A 17,684-nucleotide genomic window follows, 5' to 3' on the forward strand; every position below is an offset into this window, starting at 1 on the left:
AATCGTGGGTGTCCCGAATCCGGGTGCTCGAATCGTGGGTGTCCCGAATTCGTGGGTGTCACGAATTCGTGGGTGTCACGAATTCGTGGGTGTCCCGAATTCCTGGGTGTCCCGAATCCGCGAATCCGGGTGTCCCAAATCCGTCGATGTCCCACCGGAACGCCGTTTGCCGTCCCCGCCTGCCGAGAAGGTCCGCACGGTTGCGGTACCGGATGGAGAGGGTGCATGGGAAGGTCGACAAGGATCGGCCGGCGCTGCCGCAGGGCGGCGCCGGCATTGGGAAGCGCGTTGCTGGCACTGTTGCCGCTGGGTGCCGGCGCGCAGCTGGCGCCGGTCGCCGGCGCGCATTACGACACGGCGTCGGACGCCGGATTCCGGCACGGCGCGAACGCCGCCGGCGACTACGCCGCGAGCGTGCCGCTCGATCTGCCGGCTGCGCGCGGCGATCTGCCCGTACCGTTGCGGGTGGTCTACGGCGGGCGGCGCGTCGGCGCCGCCGGCCTCGGCTGGGACGTGCCGCTCTCGTTCATCGCGCGCAGCACGACCACGTCGCAGCAGCGGCCGGCGCCGCAGGCGTTTTCGCTGACGCCGCCGCCGCTGTCGGCGCCGGAACGGCTGAGCCTCAATCTCGACGGCGCCTCGGTCGATCTCGTACGCAACGCCGCGAACACGGCCTGGACCGGCATCCGCGGCGACAGCACGATCGAGGTGCGCAGCGGCGGCGACGGCATCTTGCTGGCCTACGACGGCGAAGGCCGCACGTACACGTTCAGTTCGCGCGGCGCGACGACCGGCTCGCGGCTCGTCGACGGCAATCTATACCTGTTGACCGCGATCGCGGGCCCCGGCAGCGCAAACCGTCTGGAGCTCAGCTACGCGATCGGCGCGCCGGCGCTGCCGGGCGGCGGCACGGGGCTGTCGATCGATCTTGCGTCGGTGTCGTACAACGCGCATCCGGTCACGGCCGGTTGCTACAAGCACCGGGCCATCCTGAGCTACGACGCGGCGGCGGTCGCGCCGCTGTCGATGTCGCTGATCAACGGCGCGGTGCTTGCGCGACAGCGCAAGCTCACCGCGATCACGCTCAAGAGCCGCGAAACCTGCGGCAGCGAAAAGACGCTCGCGAACTACGCGTTCGCCTACCAGCCCGACGCCGACACGCGCCTGCCGCGACTGTCCTCGGTGACGCGGTCGGGCCAGCAGGGCACGCCCGAGCAGAACGTGTCGCTGCCGGTCGGCGCCTACGGCTACGGCGGCATCGTCGGCGCCGGCAACGCCGTGACGTTTCAGAAAGTGCAGAGCGCCGGACCGCCGTCGGGCGGCGGCCACTACGACAACGGCATCGGATACACCACCGCGGCGCGCCTGGGCAGCGCGAGCGATCCGCGCGACGAGCAGCAGCTCGAAACGACGCAGTCGCTGATCGATCTCAACGGCGACGGCCGCCCGGACTTCACCGACGCGGCGCGGCAGGTCTACGTCAACCGCGCCAACGCGGCCGGACCCGTGCAATTCGTCGCGGTGCCGACGCTGCTGCCGGCGTTTCCGTCAAGCCGGGCGCTCAGCTCCGGCCCCAACAGCACCCGCTTCCGGAACGACAACCGGCACGACACCTACGTGCAGTACCTCGACATGAACGGCGACGGCCGCGTCGACCTGATCGATGCGGCGAGCGACCCGAACGCATGGCTCGTCAAACTCAACACGCCGAACCCGGCCGACGCGGACAAGAGCGTCTATCTTGCGTACCGGATCGACACGACGCGCCTGCGCCAGGCGCTGCAGGCCGCCGGCACGACGTTCGACGGCGCCGTGCCGCTGGCGCGCCGCACGACGGTGCCGCAGAACGCGTATGCGACGTGCTGGACCAATCATCTCGTCGACGGCACGGTGCGCTGGCTGCCGAACCAGGCCGGAACGAACGGCGCAGGGTGTTCGGGCGCGCCGGCGATCACGCCGCGCAAGCGCACGATCACCGAGTTCGAACTCAAAGACGTCAACGGCGACGGCTACCCGGACTTCGTCTACAACGGCTCGTACGTCAATCTGAGCACACGCCACAGCCCGCCGCCGCCGAACTATCCGCCACCGCCGCCGCTGGACTTCCGCCACGAGCTGACCACGCTCGCGAGCGACCTGTCCGGCTCGCGCGACGTCAAGGCGCTGATCAACACCGCCGGCACGCACCTTGAAAACGGCGCGGAGCTCTTTTCCTCGCCGGTGCTGCTCGAAAGCGGCGGCAGCGACGGCTGCGGCGTCGACCGCTGGGAAGTCGATCCCGCGAGCGCCGCGCCCGGCGGCCTCATGGCCCAGACGTGCGCGTTCCAGGACGTCAACGGCGACGGCATCGCCGATCGCGTGACCACGTCGAACGGCATCGCCTCGGCGCGGCTCGGCACCGGCGACATGAGCCGGCCGTACGCAACCGCAAGCGTCACGCTGCCGGGACCGCTGTCGCGCACGTCGACCGATCTCGTCACCGACGTATCGCGTCCGGGCGAGGCCAGGCCGCAGTCGTGCGGCACGCTGACGCAGTACGACACGAAGACGCTCGCCGCGCTGCGCGACATCAACGGCGACGGCATCGCCGACTATCTCGACCAGGCCGGCTTCACGAAGACCGTGGCGCTCGGCACCGGCACCGGGTATGCGCCGGCGGCGACGATCGCGATCGTCGGCGCGGCGCTCGACGACAACGTCGCGCTGTCGGTCGAACGCAACCGCTGCGAGCTGCCGGCCGGCCCCGCGGCGAACGTTTCCGCCGGCACCGTGCAGGGCCTGTACGACCTCGACGGCGACGGGCAGCCCGAACTCGTCAACCAGAAGGCCGACCGCTGGGACGTGTTCCAGCTCAAGCCGCCGGTCGCGCAGGTCGACGTCGGCGCGGGCGTCGCGAGCGTGCCCGCGGCCGGGCGTCTCACGCGTATCGACAACGGCTACGGCGCGTCCACGACGATCGGCTACCGCTCGGCCAAGGAGGAATGGAACGGCGAGCACCGCGTGCCGTTCGCGGAAATCGTGGTCGAGTCGGTGGGCACGCGCGACGCTTCGAACAACGCGCTGCTGGCGACGTGGCGCTACGCGTATCGCGGCGCGTCGATGCACTTCGATCCGCTGGCCGACGCGTTCCGCTTCACCGGCTACCGGCGCAGCGTGAGCCTGCAGGCTGGCGGCGACGGCAGCGGCACCGCGACCATCGAGGAGCGCCGCGGACTGGACGTCTATACGGCCGGCAGCGACGCAGCCGCGCGACTGCGGCGCTACCTGCTGGCCGGCCGGCCCGCCGAAACGGTGAGTCTCGCGGGCAGCGTCGGCACGAATCCGTGGAATCTCCTCAACGTCGACCTCGCGAGCGATCCGCGCCGCAGCGCCGGCACGCAGTACGTGTGGTCGACGCGCGCACTGGCCGACGGCGTCGCGCCGGCGAACAACGAGCGGTGCCAGGACATGGTGTATCCGTACGACTACGCGTCGTCGAAGTCGCAGGTGCCGGCCGCCGACGCGTGCACGCAGCGCGGCTTTGCCTACCTGCAGACGCGCTTCGACTGGCGCGGCACGCCGGGTGGTGGTGACGCGCTGGCCTCGACGCAGACGGTACAGACGAGCCGCCAGGTGCTCGCGATCGACGACTACGCGCGTACGACGTCGGTGCGCGACGACAACGATCTCAACATCGAAGACGACGACGTGTGCACGCAGACCGTGTATGCCGTGCCGGTGACCGCGGTGCCGCGCGTGCTGGTCGCGCCGGCGTCGGTGACGCTGCGCGACTGCGACGGCGCGACCTTGCTGAGCCACGAGCGCTACGAGTACGACACGCCCGCGAGCGGCGTGAAGCTGCCGGCGGGCAAGGTGGCGGCCGGTCTCGCGACCGCGCAGATCAGCGCGCGGCTCGACGTCGCGACCGGCGCGCCGGTCGATCCGGCACGGCCGGACGTGCGCAGGTTCGATGCGATTTACGACACGGCGACCGCGCAGCTCCTGAACCTGACGACGGCGCGCGAAGACGGCGCGAGCCGCACGGTGAACATCAACTACGACGCGTTCGGTCTGGTGGCCACGGGCGTGCAGCAGGCCGCCATCGACGCCGACGGCACCGCGCTGCCGGCACAGGCGACGACTTCGACGTTCGATGCGGTGACCTTGCGGGTGCTCGGCGTGACCGACGCCAACGGCACGCGGCGCGGCCGCACCTACGACGGTTTCGGACGCGAGCTGCGCACGACGGTCGCGCCGCCCGGCGGCAGCGAGGGTGTGCTGAGCCGGACGAATTATCTCGGCTTCGCGATCGGTCAGGGCGGCGGTCGCCGCGTTACGCGCACGGTATTTCCCGACGTCGTGGCGCCCGGCAGCGCCGACACGGCGGCGGGCCGCTCGGCGACGGTGTTCGTCGACGTCCTGGGCCGCATGCAGCGCAGCGAGGTGGCGCTCGGCGCCGACTACGCGAACCGCACGCTGAGCGTCGGCCAGCGCAGCTACGATGCGTTCGGCCGCGTCGCGTTCGTCGCCGATGCGTTCGAGACCGGGCAGAACTTCGCGACGGCGTACGGCACGACGCATCACTACCGGCCCGACGGCGACGCGCAGTGCACCTGGCGCGGCTACGGCCCGCAGGCGTTCGCGGCGAACCCGCAGAGCGACGCGGGCGCGGAGCGCTACGTCGGCTGCCAGAGCCGCGTGTTCGACGCGAACGAGGAGCGCGTGCGCTACAGCGACGCCGACGCGCGTACGAGCGGCTCGCCGCAGGCGGGCGTCGAGCAGGAGGCGAGCTATAGCGCGATCGGGCAGCTGCTGCGCCAGCGCACGCGGCGCTCGGGCAACGACGAGACGCTCGAGATCGCCGACTACGGCTACGACAAGCTCGGCAACCGCATACAGACGAATCGCTACCTCGACGTCGTGAACCTCGCCGGCGCGGTCAGCAGCAACTGGCGCTACGACTCGCTCGGCCGCGTGACGCGACTCGCCGAAAGCGGCTCGGCGCCGCAGCGGCGCCGTTACAACGACTGGGGCGATCTGGTCTCGACGCAATGGTGCGACACCGCGGTATCCGCCTGCACCGAAGACGCGCCGAACCGCGGCTTGCACAACGTCTACGACGGCCTGGGCCGCCTGACGCACGGCGAGGAGCGCAGCAACGGCAAGGCGATCGCCGCGACGGTGCGCGAGTTCGCCTACGACATCGGCGTGAACACCGCGACGCCGCCGGTGCCGGCAACCTTCGTGCTCGGCCGACTGGCGCAGGCGAGCTCGCCGACGAGCACCGTCAGCTACAGCTACGACGCCTTCGGCCGCGCGGCGGCGCAGGTGTACACCGATCGCACGTCCACCGCGAACAACGTCTATGTACAGAAGCAGGAATATCGCGGCGACGGCGCGCCGACGCGGCTGCACCTGCTGTTGCCGGACACGGGCTATCGCGACGAAACCGCGGACTATGCCTACGATTCCGTCGGCCGCGGCCGCTCGGTCGTATATACGGACGCGTCGCTCGTCAAGTCGCTGTTCGATGCGAGCGGCAGCGCCGACCTCGACCTGTTCGGCCGCGTGCGCAGCGCGCGCTACGGCCGGAACCTCTACGCCGCGACGTATGCGGAGACCGGCCGCCGTCTGCTCGACCGCGTCAGCGTGAGCGCTCCGGCGCCGCTCGGAAGCGCGCGCGAATTCGTGTTCGCCGGCAGCAACGGCGCGGCGCCCGCGTACGACGCGGTCGGACGCGAGCTGTCGCGTCAGGAGCTCACGGACGGGCAAGCCGCGGCGCCGACGATCCGCGCGAGCTACGACGCGCTGGGCCGTCTAGCGCAGGTCGAGCGCCGGCCGGCCGGCGCACCGGCGACGAGCCGGCGCGACATGAGCTACGACGCGCTCGGCAACGTGTTGGCGCAGATCGACAGCGCGGCGGGCGCGAACCTTGCGCTGAGCTACCAGACGGCCGATCGCGACCGGATCTGCAGCGTCGGCTATGCGACGACGCCGAGCCCCGCGTGCAACGTCAAGTACGACGCGGTCGGCAACGTCGTGGAAATGCCCGCGCGCAACGGCGCCACGCGCACGCTGAGCTATCTCCCCGGCGGACAGACGCGGCAGATCGTGCAAGGTACGACGCAGGCGACCTACGACTACGACGCGTATGGCCATGTGCAGCGTCTCGCGCTGACGAGTTCCGACGCGACCGACACGCGCCAGGACAAGCACTTCGGCGCGTTGATCAAGCAGCGCGACGAGACGGTCGGCGGCGCGCGCACGGCGGTCGTGACGCGCACGATTCCGGGACCGGGCAACCTGCGCGCGACGCGCCACGGCGGCGGCGAGGGCACGGGCTGGACGTTCGCGTACGGCGAGACCCGCGGCAACCGGTTCTTCACGAATCAGAACGGCGCGTTCGTGCAGGACGTCGACTATCAGCCGTTCGGCGAAGTGAGGACATCGGCCGGCGCGCTGCCCGGTGCGGCCGATTACACCAGTGAACAATGGAACGGCGGCGACTTCCTCGCGGCGCTCGGCATCTCGCAGCTCGGCGCGCGCCTGTACGATCCGGTGATCGGTCGTTTCCTGAGCCGCGATCCGCTGCTGCTCGCGAGCACGGCATCGACGAGCAATCCGTACGCGTTCGCCGAGAACGACCCGTTGAACAAGGCCGATCCGACGGGCCTTTCGACCGATCCCGACTTCGGATTCAGGCCGCTGCAGCGCGAATTGAGCGGCATCGCCGGGCACGATACGCCGATCTCGTCGATCCACTCGAACCGAAACGCCCCGCCGATCGGGGAACTCCCCGGGCTTGGCGGCTTCGAGCCGACGCGCGGCGGCGGAGGCACGATCTGCGTATTTCCGCCGCCGGAGCCTCCTGTCGATACGGCGACGGGAACCGGCATACGCACGCCGTTCGCCACGCCGTCGAACGGCAGCGGCGCTCGACCGGACAACCACGCGTTGAACCTCGGCAACGGTGCAAATGTGTTCGCCTCGCCCAGGAGCGGCGGTCAATCGACGGCGGCGGCACCGATGTCGCCGCTCATCAAGCGGGTTCGACTCGAAGCCTCACCGGAGATGGGCAAGGGCGAGCTGACCTTGAACTGGGCGCCCGTTCGCGAGCTGATCGCGCCGCAGCGAAGACTGATCATTCTGACCAGCCTTTTCGATCTGATCGACGCGGATCTGGACGATGCCGACCGCTTTCGGGACGAAGTGGATATCTGGCGTCACGGCTCGAAATACGCCCGTCAGTGGATCAAGGAGAACGACGCGCTGAACAAACAGCACACCGAACTCTATGTCGAAATCGAGGCGCTGAGGAGCGCGATGGGGATGGACCCGATCGATAACCCTCGCGCCGAAAGAGCCCTGCATCCGGCATCGCCGGAAGGCAACTTTATTTGGGAATTGCTTTGCGTGAGTAAACCGGGTTCTTGCACAGACGCCAGGCTATATCGGTAAAACCGCGCGCAAACCCGCGAGCGGTTTTGCGCCGGACGATGCCTCATGGCGCGTCCGGCGCTTTGCATTTCCACGCGTGGTTGACGCTTGATGGCCCGATCGCCTTTGCTCGCAAGCTCGCCGAACTTCGTCCGGGACCAACGAAGCCGGAAGTCCGGGACAAGCAGTTCTTGCGATGCGCCGGTATCGATCGAGATTCCGATGTCCCATCGCGTCGCGCTATTTCGTCCCTGTTCGCGCAGAGCCCGCGACGTCGCGGGCCGATCGGAGACGAAGCATGGAAAAGCGGATCGAAGTCGGCAGGCGACGCGCAACGACGGCGCCTGCCTGGGGCGGCATGTTGCTGGTGCTGCTGCCGTGGAGCGCCGGCGCGCAAACGGGCATGGGGTTGCAGGCCGGTACGAATCTGACGTTGAGCTATCAGACGACCGACCGCGACCGGATATGCAGCATCGGCTATGCGGCGACGCCGAATTCCGCGTGCAACGTCAAGTACGACGCGGTCGGCAACATCGTGGAAATGCCCGCGCGCAACGGTGCCACGCGCACGCTGAGCTACTTTCCCGGCGGACGGACACGGCAGATCGCGCAAGGCGCCGCGCAGGCGACCTACGACTACGACGCGGACGGTCACGTGCAGCGCCTCGTGCTGACGGGGCCGGGAACGACCGACACGCGCCAGGACAAACACTTCGGCCCGCTGATCAAGCGGCGCGAGGAAATGATCGACGGTGTGCGCACGACGGTGATCGTGCGCACGATTCCGGGGCCGGGCGATCTGCGCGCGACGCGCCACGGCGGTAGCGACGGCGCGGGCTGGACGTTCGCGTTCGGCGAGGCGCGCGGCAACCGGTTCTTCACGAACCAGAACGGCGCGTTCGCGCAGGACGTCGATTACCAGCCGTTCGGCGAAGTGAGGACCGCCGCCGGCGCGCTGCCGGGTGCTGCAGATTACACGAGTGAACAATGGAATGGCGGCGACTTTCTCGCGGCGTTCGGCATCTCGCAGCTCGGCGCGCGCCTGTACGATCCGGTCATCGGCCGTTTTCTGAGCCGCGATCCGCTGCTGCTTGCGAGCGCGGCGTCGAAGAGCAACCCGTATGCGTTCGCCGAGAACGATCCTTTGAACAAGGCCGATCCGACGGGGCTGGTCGCCGATCCCGACTCCGGTTTGCAGCCGCTGATACGCGAAATGAGCAGCGTCGCCGGTGCCAATACCTCGCTCTCGTCGATTTCTTCGGGCCGAAGTGCACCGGCGGCCGGCGGACCCGCGCCCGGCGGCCACGAATCGGTGCACGGCGGCACCGGCACATCGCCGCCGCCGGAGCCTTCAGGCACCGGCAACACGATGGGCGGCGGCATGCGCACACCGCAGGCCAGTCCGACCGGCGGCGGCGGCGATCCGCCGGACAACCGCGCGCCCAATCTCGGCAACGGCGGCAACCTGTTCGCGGCGCCCGGCGGCGGCGGAAACGGGCAGGGCTCGCCCGCGAGCGCGCCGAAGCCGGCCATCGAACCGCTCGGCCCGCAAGACCGGTTGCCGATCGTCGGCATGTCCTCCGACGAGATGCATCTGAAAATCGCCGAGGCGCTGATGAAACTGCTGCAGGAAAATGTGGAAGATCTCGGCGCCGAACCTTTTTCCACTGCCGCGCGCGCGGACCGCATCGGGGCCGAACGGCGCGATCTGTACGAGCGTATCTTCGATCTGCGACAGCAGAGCCGCGATCTGCGCAAGAAGCTCGGCTTGCCGCCGCCGGATGTCCGGATATCCCGTCCCGGCGCGCGAAACACCGATGGCGGCGGATTTCCGGTTACGCCCGGCGAACTCGGCTGCCTCGCGCTCGGCGGCAATTGCGTGCCCCGCAGCGTCCAGGACGTCCTGCGTCAATGACGCCGGGCGCGCGCCGGCGAAAGGCCGTCGGCCGTCGCCGTCGGGACGCCCGCGGATTCTCAAGGAGACTCGCGTGATTTCCATCCGTATGCATCACGCCGACATCGTCGCGAAACAACGGCGTTCGTCACCCGGCGCGGTCGCACGAACATTTGCCTTGCCGCGACAATTGCAGTCGTTCTCGGCGACATGCGACCCTTGCCGCATGTCGACCGAACCTCTCGTTTCACCGGATGCAGGAAGCACCATCGGCACGGCGGCCGGCGACGACCTGTTTCACGCGGCGTACGAGCGCCTGAAGACGATCGCGAGCCGGCAGATCGCGCGCGATCGCGGCGTGACGCTCAACACCACCGAACTCGTGCACGAGCTGTACGAACGCATGACGCGACAGGAGATGCTCGCGCTCGGCGGGCCGCGCAACTTCTTTGCCTATGCGGCCAATGCGATGCGCAACATCCTGATCGACCGGGCGCGCCACCGGCTCGCGCAGAAGTCGGGCGGCGACTGGATCCGCGTGACGATATCCGATCACCACGAATCGGCGGCCGACGCGCTCGCGCTCGACGTCATCGCGCTGAACGACGCGCTGGGACGGCTCGAAGCGGAAGACCGTCGTGCGGCGAAAGTCGTCGAACTGCGGTATTTCGCGGGGCTGCCGGTCGAGGAGATCGCCGACATCATCGGCGTCAACCGCCGCACGATCACGCGCGACTGGGATTTCGCCCGCGCGTTTCTGCACGCGGAGCTCAAGAAGGCCTAGCCGGGCGGCGCGGGCCGCTATGCCAAGGCGCATCCCATCATGCGCATCGTCCATTTATCCCTTCGTGACTATTTCGAGGCCGCGCTGGCGTTGCCTGCCGCCGACCGCGCCGCGTTCCTGCGCGAGCGGTGCGACGATCCGTCGACGCGGCGCCGCGTCGAGGCCATGCTCGCCGCGCACGACGGCGAGGGCCTTCTCAATCTGCCGGTCGAAGCGCTCGCCGACCGGTTGGCCGCGGCGCCGGCGATGGACCCGGCCGACTGGACCGGCCGCACCGTTGGCGGCGTGCGCCTGCTCGGCGCGATCGGGCAGGGCGGCTCCGCCGTCGTCTTTCGCGGCGAAAGGCTGCTGCAGGACGTGCCGCAGACCGTCGCGGTCAAACTGCTGCGCCACGTGCTGCTGACCGAGTTCGACGTGCGCCGCTTCCGGCGCGAGCGCGCGGCGATGGCGCGCCTGACGCATCCGCACATCGCACGACTCTTCGACGGCGGCACGACCGACGCGGGCCTCGCGTATCTCGTGCTCGAATACGTCGACGGCGAGCGCATCACCGACTACGCGACGCGCGAGGGACTCGGGTCGGGCCCGCGCATCGCATTGATGATCGACGTGTGCCGCGCGGTGGAAGCCGCGCACCGCGCGCTGATCGTGCACCGCGACCTGAAGCCGTCGAACGTGTTCGTCACGCGCGAGGGCCACGTCAAACTGCTCGATTTCGGCATCGCGAAGTTTCTCAACGCCGACGAAGACGCGACGGTCACCGGCCACGGCGCGCTGACGCCGGCCTATGCCGCGCCCGAACAATTCCATGGCGAGGCGGTGACCACCGCGACCGACGTCTACGCGCTCGGCGTTCTGCTCGCCGAGCTTGCGACCGGCCGGCGCCCGGGCGACGTCCGCGCAAGCGATGCCGACGACACGCGGCCGCTGCCGCGCCGGCTGCAGGGCGATCTCGCCAACGTCGTGCGCATGGCGACGGCGTCCGATCCGCAGCGGCGCTACGCGTCGGCCGGTTCGCTTGCCGACGATCTGGAGCGGTTTCTCGAATCGCGTCCGGTGCGCGCGCACCCGCCGTCGCGGCGCTACCGGCTCGGAAAATTCTACGCGCGCCATCGACCGGCGATCGGCGTCGCGGCAGTGTTTCTCGCGCTGCTGCTCGTCGCGGTCGCCGCGGCGCTGTGGCAGGCCGACGCCGCGACCGCGCACGCGGCGCGCGCGCGCGCCGAGGCCGCGCAAGCCCGAGCCACGCGCGACTTCATGATCGACGTGTTTCGCCTCGCCGAACCGGCGGGCGCGCGCGCGGCGCCGCCGAGCGTCGTCGACGTGACCGAGGCGGCGCTGTCGCGCATCGCGGACGACCGGCGCATGGATTCTCGCGCGCGGCTCGAACTCGAAACCCGGCTCGGCGCGGTGCTGCGCGGACAAGGCCGGCTCGAAGGCAGCCGCGAGGTGCTGCGCGCGGCCGCGGCGCGCGGCGAGGCGGCGTTCGGCGCCGACGACGCGCTCGTGGCCGACGCGCGCCTCGAGCTGATCGAGGCGTCGATCGCCGCCGGCGACTACGCCGCCGCCGACGCAGAGGTCGAAGCGCTGGGGCTCCACGCGCGTCTCGATCGCGACCGCACCGTCAGACGCGCGCTGCTCGCCGCGACCGTCGCCGCGCGCCGCGGCGACGCGGCGAAAGCGACGCGGCTGATCGGCGATGCCGAGGCGCTGTGCGCCGATTGCGCCGATCCGCTGCGGTTCGAGCTCCTGATCGCCAAGGGCGACGTGTACGGCACGTTCGACCGCAACGCCGTCGCCGCGGCGTCGTTCGAGGCGGGCGCGGCGCTCGCCGCGACGCTGTACGGGCCGGTGCACACCAAGCGCGCGTCCGCGCTCGACGGCCTTTCGAGCGCGTACCGGCGCATGGGGCGTGCCGACGACGCGCTGCGCATCGCGCGCGAGGTGCTCGACATCGACGATCGCGTCGGCACGCCGGCGCTGCACTGGCGGCGTGCCGTGCACCTGCATCGTCTTGCGAACGCGTATCACGATCTCGGCCGCTTCGACGAAGCGCTCGACGCGTTCGAGCGCAGCCTCGCGGTGTCGAAACAGGTGAGCGACGACAACGACCAGTCGCTCGCCGTGGACATCCGCAACGTCGGCATCGTGTATTACAAGCTCGGCCGGTTCGATCGCGCGATCGCGCATCTGAACGACGCGCTCGCGCGCTTCGTCGCGTTCAGCGGCCCGCACCATCGCAGCGTCGCCGACCTGCGTGCGAACATCGCCGACATCCTCGCGACGGGCGGCGACACGGCGAAGGCGTTGCCGATGGTGGATGCCGCGATCGCGGATCTGCGGCAGGCCGGCGCAGGCGCCGAGCGCCCGCTCGCCGAGGCCTGGCTGCACCAGGGTTCGATCCGCCTGATTGCCGGCGATCCCGCCGGCGCGCTCGTCAGCATCGAACAGGCGACGGCGCTGCTCGACGCGCCGGCCGCCGAAACGCGCGAAGCGACGCGCCTGCACGCGCGCGTCCTGCACGGCGTCGCGCTCGCGCGGCTGCGGCGCGCGCAAGCGGCGAGGGCGCAACTGACGCCGGCGCTCGAACGGCTCGCCGCGCTCGACGCGAACCATCACGGTCAGGCCTACGCGCGCTTTGCGCTCGGCGCGCTCGCGCTCGCCGAAGGGCACTGCGAAGCGGCCCGCGAAAACCTCGAGGCCGGCCGCGCGCTGCTGCGGCGCAAGCCGTTCGTCTACGCGCATCTGCGGGCCGCCGAGGCCGACCTCGCGTCGGATCTGCCGCGCCGCTGCGCGCCGTGATTCGCCGCAACCGGCAGCGCCGTTGAAGCAATGACGGCGTTTTCGCGTTCGCCGTGATCGGCCGGCGCGCCCGATTGCGCTAGTCGGAGTGTCGCGGTCGCGGGGCTGGCGCGATCGATGCGAGTGCGCCGACCGGGCGGCTCGCGTTTCTTCTCCGTGGCACCTTTGATGCATGCACGGTCGCTCTTTCTCAGGGGGAAAGATTCCGATGAAACGCTTTTTCGCAGCACTGTTGTTGGGGCTGTCGTCCGCTATCGCGGCCGGCGCGACGTGGGCGTCCGAGCACGACTCGGCCCGGCCGGTTTCGACATCGGCGGGCAACCCGACGGAGGCGCGCATGCGCCTGGCCGGCACGTCGAACGTCGATCTGCGCAATCTGTCCGGGGGAACGCCGGTCAGGCGCGATGCCTTCAGAGCCGCCGCTCCGGAGTTCGCGCCGCGCGAGCTGCCCGGCGCGACCGGCGCCGCGTCCGAAAACGCAGCACCGGTCGTCGGCGCGGCGGCGCCCGCGCCGATCGCGAATTTCGACGGCCTGGACTTCGCGACCTTCGGTGCGACCTATCCGCCGGACGCCAACGGCGACGTCGGTCCGGTCTATTTCATCCAGGCCATCAATTCGTCGGTCGGCATCTTCCGCAAGTCGGACGGCCTTCGCGTCGCGGCGTTCACGCTCGATACGTTCATGAGCCAGGGTGCCTTCGGCAATCCGTGCGACACGAACAATCGCGGCGACGCGGTCGTGCTCTACGACACATTCGAGGACCGCTGGGTCATCGCCGACATCGCGCTCACGGTCGACGGCTCGGGCAACGTCATCAATCCGCCGGGCGCATTCCAGTGTTTCGCGGTCTCCAAGACCGGCGATCCGGTCTCGGGCGGCTGGAACTACTACGCGATTCCGATCGCGGGCGGCGTCAACGACTCTCCGAAACTCGGCATCTGGCCGGACGGCATCTACGTGTCGGGCAATCTGCTCAACCTTCAGGCCCCGAACGCGTTCGTCGCGCCGCGCGTTTATGCGCTGAACAAGGCGCAGATGTACGCCGGACTGCCGACGGTGCAGATCGTCTCGTTCGATGCGCCGTCGGCGGACTTCTCGCTGCTGCCGGGCAACGCGCGGCTGCAGACCGGCACGCCGCCGGCCGGCACGCCCAATTACTTCGTGTCCACATGGCAATTTCTGAACGGTCTGACCGTGTATAAATTCCACGTGGATTGGGATCACATCTCGCTGTCGACCTTCACCGGCCCCGACGTGCCGCTCGCGGCCACGAGCTGGCCGAATGCGAGCGTCGCCGGCGCGCCGTCGCTCGGCGGGAATTCGCTCGACGTCGTGCAGATCCGCGCGATGCCGCAGGTGCAGTACACGAACCTCGGCGGCGTCGAATCGCTGTGGGCGACGCACACCGTCCGGCGCGCCAACACGACCGGCTTCGCCGCGCCGCGCTGGTACCAGGTGAACGTCACCGGCGGCACGGTGGCAGCGAACCTGCCGCAGGCGACGACGTGGGATCCGGACGGCGCGAACGTGATGCACCGTTTCATTCCGAGCCTCGCCGTCAATCGCGCGGGCGACATGGCACTCGGCTACACCACGTCGAGCAGCACGACCAAGCCGGCGCTCAAGTACGCCGGGCGGCTCGCCGGCGACCCGGTCAATACGTTCAGCCAGACCGAGCAGCTCTTGATTCAGGGGGCCGGCACGCAAACCGGCAGTTGCGCGGGCAGCACCTGCGCGCGCTGGGGCGAATACAGCGCGATGACGCTCGATCCGGACGGCTGCACGTTCTGGATGACCGGCGAGTACTACGCCGCGGACGGACTCAACTACCAGACGCGGATCGGATCGTTCTCGTATCCGTCGTGCACGCCGGTCGGCGCGGGCGGAACCGTGTCCGGCGTCGTGACGGCCGCCGTCGGCGGCGCGCCGCTGAACGGCGCGACCGTGTCGCTCGGCAGCCGCACCACGACGACCGACGCGACCGGCACGTATACGTTCACGGCGATTCCGGCCGGCACGTATCCGAGCATCAGCGCGCGCTTTCCCGGCTGCATCACGGGCACGGCGAACAACATCCCGGTCGGTGATTCCATTACCACAACGCAGAATTTTGCACTCGGTGCGGCGGCGCAGACAGCGTGCCTGACCGACACGACGCAATCGGACTTCCAGGCTGGCCTGCCGACGAACGTCGACCTCGTCACGAGCCCCGCCGACGTCATTCTCGCCGGCGGCCCGAACGTCGATCAGCAGAACGCATCGCTGGGCACGAGCGGCGTCGGCATCACCACGACGACCTGGGGCGGGCAGACGTTCACGCCATCGGTCACCGGGCTGATCACGCGGGTCGACGTCAACCTGTTCTGCAGCGGCTGCACCGGCACGATACCGAACTTGACCTTGAGCATCCGCGCCGCCAGCAGCGGCCTGCCGACAGGCGCGGATCTGGCGTCCGGAACGATCGCCGGATTCAACAGCGGCGCGAGCGCGTACTACACCGCGAACCTCGTTACGCCGATCGTGCTCAATGCCGGCACGCAGTACGCGTTCGTCGTGCGTCCGACGGCCAACCCGTCGCCGGGTACTTATGCGCTGACACGCAGCGGCACGTCGACCGCGGGCGCCGACGTCTATGTCGGCGGCTCGCGCGTCGCCGGCGCGACGAGCGGCACGGTCTGGTCGATACCGCTGACCGGCGGCATACAGACCGATACGGGGTTCAAGGTATACATGGATACCGGCTATCGCGCGGCGGGCGACCTGATCTCGTCGGTCAAGGACGCCAACCCCGAGCCGGGCCACGCGCCGAACTGGCCGACGCTGTCGTGGAACGCGACGGTACCGGCGAATACGAGCCTGCGATTCCAGGTGGCCGCGAGCAACGCGTTCACGGGGCCGTTCAACTTCGTCGGGCCGGACGGCACCGCCGCGACGTTCTTCACGACGAGCGGCGCGTCGCTGAGCCAGTTCGACGGCAATCGCTACCTGCGCTATCGCGCGTACCTCGCGACGACCGACAGCGCCGCATCGCCGACGCTCAACGACGTCACGGTGTGCCACACGAATCCCTGCATCCCGCCGCCGACGCCGACGGTCACGCCGGGCGGGCCGACGACGTTCTGCGCCGGCGGCAGCGTCTCGCTGACGTCGTCGAGCGCGAGCGGCAACCAGTGGAGTCTCAACGGCAATCCGATCGGCGGCGCGACGCTGCAGTCGTTCGTCGCCACCGCGTCGGGCGACTACACGACGACTACGACGAACGAATTCCAGTGTTCGAGCGCCTCGTCGGCGATCACGACGGTGACCGTCAACCCGCTGCCGCCCACGCCGACGGTCACGCCCGGCGGCCCGACGACGTTCTACGCCGGCGGCAGCGTCACGCTGACGTCGTCGAGCCCGAGCGGCAACCAGTGGTACCTCAACGGCAATCCGATCGGCGGCGCGACCGGCCAGCAGTACGTCGCGACGGCGAGCGGCAACTACAGCGTCGCGGTCGCGAGTTCGGGCTGTTCGAGCGCGTCGTCGCCGGTCGCGGTCACCGCGATGGCGCCGCCGGATCTTTCGATCACCGTGACCAACGGTGTGACCCAGGTGAACCCGGGCGGCGTCACGACCTATACGGTCACGGCGTCCAACAACGGGCCGAGTCCCGCGCCAGGCTCGACGGTGGCCGATACGTTCCCGGCGGCGCTGACCTGCACCTGGACCTGCGTCGGCACGGGAGGCGGCACCTGCACGGCCTCAGGCTCGGGGAACATCAACGACACCGTCAATCTGCCGGTTAGCGGCAGTGTCACTTATACGGCAAGTTGTACGATCGCCGCTTCGGCGTCGGGCACGATCAGCAACACGGCGACGGTGAGCGCGCCGCCCGGCGCGACCGATCCGGTGCCCGGCAACAACGCGGCGACCGACATGGACAGTCTGATCACCGTGGCCGACGTGTCGATCGCGATGACCGACAACCGCCAGTTCGTGCAGATCGGCAACACGCTGAACTACGTGATCGGCGTCGCGAATGCCGGACCGAGCAACGCAACGGTGACGGTGACCGATGCGTTGCCCGCGCAGCTGGGCAGCGGCAGCTGGACCTGCGTACCGACCGGCGGGGCCTCGTGCGCCGGCGGCAGCGGCAACACGCTGAGCGATGTCGCCACGCTGCCGGCAGGCAGCCAGGCGTCTTACCTCTACTCGGCGACGGTGCTGGGGAGCGGGCCGAACGAAGAGATCGCTAACACGGCAACGGTCGGGTTGCTGGTCGGAACCGATCCGGCGCCAGGCAACAATTCGGCCACCGATACCGACGCCGTCGTGATCTTCCGCAACGGTTTCGAGGGCTCGTCGTCGCTGCAGGCGAAGGTCGCGGGCGAAGGCGGCGACATCGTGGCGGCCGCGCTGCGCGTGGATGCGCGGTTGCTCGGTGCGCTGAATATCGCGCCGCGCTTCATTGCCAGCGGTCGGACGGCCGACGGCGGCGTCCTGTTCACGCTGGAACTGGCGCGCCTGGGCAAAGACGTCGCGCTGCGCACGTCGACCACCGATCGCAGCGGCGCGAACGAACGCTCGACGTGGCGTCCGGTGAATCTCGGCCGGCACCTGCTGTCGTTCGCGTGGCAGCCGGCGGCCGACGGAAACGGCGCGTTCCTCACGATCAACGGCGACGCGGCGTTCCTCCTCGACACCGGCGTGCCGGGTTCGCTGGCCGACCTGTGGATCGCGACGGAAAACGACGTGCCGTGGCTGGTGCTGCCGGCGCGCTGAGCGTCGCTGTGCATTGAACCATCGGG

The 17,684-nt window shown here is 69.6% G+C and carries 5 protein-coding genes; all 5 read left to right on the forward strand.

Features of this window, described 5'->3' with window-relative positions:
• The first annotated feature begins 288 nt into the window (after positions 1-288).
• On the forward strand, positions 289-7,437 hold the full coding sequence (locus tag OD750_RS27290; protein ID WP_263542472.1) for an RHS repeat-associated core domain-containing protein: 7,149 nt from the start codon (positions 289-291) through the stop codon (positions 7,435-7,437).
• Positions 7,438-7,714: 277 nt separating this feature from the next.
• Positions 7,715-9,331 (forward strand): RHS repeat-associated core domain-containing protein, encoded by a 1,617-nt coding sequence (locus tag OD750_RS27295; RefSeq protein ID WP_263542471.1) that lies wholly within the window; start codon positions 7,715-7,717, stop codon positions 9,329-9,331.
• A gap of 205 nt (positions 9,332-9,536) precedes the next feature.
• On the forward strand, positions 9,537-10,094 hold the full coding sequence (locus OD750_RS27300) for an ECF-type sigma factor (protein WP_263542470.1): 558 nt from the start codon (positions 9,537-9,539) through the stop codon (positions 10,092-10,094).
• Between the two features lie 39 nt (positions 10,095-10,133).
• Entirely contained in the window at positions 10,134-12,896 is a 2,763-nt protein-coding gene (locus OD750_RS27305; RefSeq protein WP_263542469.1) for a protein kinase domain-containing protein, read from the forward strand.
• 208 nt (positions 12,897-13,104) lie between these two features.
• Positions 13,105-17,658 (forward strand): DUF11 domain-containing protein, encoded by a 4,554-nt coding sequence (locus OD750_RS27310; protein WP_263542468.1) that lies wholly within the window; start codon positions 13,105-13,107, stop codon positions 17,656-17,658.
• Positions 17,659-17,684 lie beyond the last annotated feature (26 nt).

The organism is Tahibacter soli, assembly GCF_025717065.2.
GTDB classification, from domain to species: Bacteria; Pseudomonadota; Gammaproteobacteria; order Xanthomonadales; family Rhodanobacteraceae; genus Tahibacter; species Tahibacter soli.

Excerpts from the sequence above, each read along its gene's own strand:
- OD750_RS27310 (WP_263542468.1), top strand. The coding sequence starts at position 13,105 with ATGAAACGCTTTTTCGCAGCACTGTTGTTGGGGCTGTCGTCCGCTATC.
- OD750_RS27305 (WP_263542469.1), top strand. The coding sequence starts at position 10,134 with ATGCGCATCGTCCATTTATCCCTTCGTGACTATTTCGAGGCCGCGCTG.
- OD750_RS27300 (WP_263542470.1), top strand. The coding sequence starts at position 9,537 with ATGTCGACCGAACCTCTCGTTTCACCGGATGCAGGAAGCACCATCGGC.
- OD750_RS27295 (WP_263542471.1), top strand. The coding sequence starts at position 7,715 with ATGGAAAAGCGGATCGAAGTCGGCAGGCGACGCGCAACGACGGCGCCT.